Genomic DNA, 2,325 nt, shown 5'->3' on the forward strand with positions numbered 1-2,325 from the left:
CGGTTCCGTCGCCGGGGTCGGTTCCGTCGCCGGGGTCGGTTGCGGCCGGGTCGGTGTCACCGAGCACGTCGGTGAGCACGGGGTCCAGCAGCCCGGACTGGGCGGTGACATCCGAGCTCACGACGTCGAGCAGGCCGCCCACCGGGTCGTCCGACTGAAGCGCGTCAGCGGCATCGGCGAGGGTCTGGTTCGCGCCGGCGAGGGTGTCGTCGACGGTCTGAACGGTGTCGGTCACGGCGTCGTCGAGCAGGCCGCCGGCGTCCGTGATGTCGCCGACCACGTCGCCGCCGGACTCGAGGTCCGTGAGGATGTCGTCGACGTTGCTCGCGGCGTCGCCGACGAGGCCGCCCTCGACGAGTGCGCCGTCACCGGCGACGTCGTTCAACGCGGAGTCGTCGCCGGTGACATCGGCGATCGGCGAGTCGTCGCCGGTGAGCGCGTCGAGCGGGCTGTCCGAACCGAGCAGCGGGTCGACGATCGGGTCGCCCACAACCTGGTCGAGCACCGTGCCCGGGTCGGTCAGGTCCTCGACGACATTGCCGTCGTCGGTGAGCTGGTCCACGATGTTGTCGTCGCCGAGCAGGCTGTCGACGAGGCCGTCGTCGAGGGCGCCCGTGATCGGCGCCGTGACGGCAGACGCGCCGCCTGCGGGAGCCGAGGTGCCGGAGTCGCCCAGCAGGTCCGCTGCCGCGTCGTCGACGAGCCCGGTGGAGTCGAGCGCGTCGGCGGTGTTGCTGCCGGCATCCGCCACCGTGTCGCTGAGGTCGCCCGCGACGTCGCCGCCGGTGAGCAGGTCGTTCACGGTCTGTGCGCCGTCCGAGAGTGCATCGGCGACGAGGCCGTTGCCCACCTGGTCGGTGAGGTTGTCAGCGGCGTCCTGGCCGGTGGTGGTCAGGTCGTTCACGACGCCGTCCACGGTGGTGCCGAGGTCGGCCGCGACGGGCTCGCCCGAGGCGAGGTCGTCGATCACGGCATCGGTGTTCGTGGTGGCGTCACCGACGAGGCCGCCCTCGACGAGCGTGCCGTCACCCGCGATGTCGTTCAGCCCCGAGTCCTGCCCGACGGCGGCGTCCACGATGTCCGACGTGGCGGTCGTGCCGGTCAGGCCGTCCACAGCATCGGTCACCGGCGCGAGGGTCGCAGGCAGCTCGCTGTCCGAACCGAGCACCGGGTCGAGCACATCGTCGCCCACGAGGGTGTCGACGGGGCTGTCGGAACCGGTCAGATCCTCGAGCGGCGTTGCATCCGTGCCGCCGAGCACGGCCGAGGTGACGTCGGTGAGCCCCGTGTCGGTGACGGGCGCGAGAACGGCCGTCAGGTCGTCGCCGGCCACCGTGTCGGTTCCAGGTGCCGAGCTCGTGTCGGTCGTCGCACCGAGGGTGTCGGCGAGAACGTCGTCGGTGAGGCCACTCGAGTCGGTGGCATCCGCCGTGCCGGTGAGAGCGTCGTTCACGGTCGCGGCGAGGTCGTCGCCGGTCGCGGCCGGGTCGCCGCCGAGCAGGTCGCCCGCCGTGGTGGCGACATTGTCGGTCGCCGTCGGGACGACGCCCGAGTCGCCGAGCAGCTGCGAGCTGTCGGTCTGCACGTCGTTCAGCGTGGTGTTCACATCGGCGACGGCTCCGTCGACCGTGTCGGTGAGGGCGCCTGCCACGTCCCCGCCCGAGGCGGCGGCGTTCAGCACGCCGTCGACGTTGGCCGCGGCATCCCCGACGGTGCCGCCGTCGACGACGCTCCCGTCCCCGGGAATGTCAGCGGCAGCCGAGTCGGAGCCGACCAGCGCGTCGACGACCGTCGGGACCGCGGTCCCTGCGGTAGCGGCGTCGACGGCCGAGGTCACGGGGTCGAGAGCAGTGTTTGAGCCGACCAGGCTGTCGACCACCGTATCGCCGGCGATGGCGTCGACCGGGCCGTTGTTCGCCAGCAGAGACGAGACGAGCCCGGTTCCGGAGGTGTTCGATGCGTCGGAAGTTGTTGAGGTGTCGGGGTCACCGGTGGCGGCATTCGCCGCTGCGGCCCCCGCGAGGGTCAGACCCCCGAGGGCGACTGCGAACCACAGCGCCCTGACGGCATTGGTTTTCATTGGAGAAGCTCCTTGACTGGGTAGGAGGGATCGCCCGCACGCGGGCGGTCCTGCGGATGCGTCTGTCCGCCACGCGCTCGCCGCAACGGCGAACGGGCAGACTGCGCCCTACCTAGTCAGGAGACGAGTCGTTCTCGAAGACGGGGGATGCCGGCAGTGCATCTCCGTCGACGAGGGAAGAGAACCCCGCAAGCGCTGCGGGGAAGAAGAAGTCGCCGATCGTGCCGGCGAGTGCGGTGGTGCCC

At 71.5% G+C, this 2,325-nt stretch carries 1 protein-coding gene; it reads right to left on the reverse strand.

The genetic code is table 11. The features are described 5' to 3' along the window. On the reverse strand, window positions 1-2,080 hold a 2,080-nt coding region (locus tag ACM2XV_RS14425), incomplete at its 3' end, for a beta strand repeat-containing protein (protein ID WP_487027432.1). Window positions 2,081-2,325 lie beyond the last annotated feature (245 nt).

Source organism: Gryllotalpicola sp. CP2-P1, assembly GCF_057512245.1.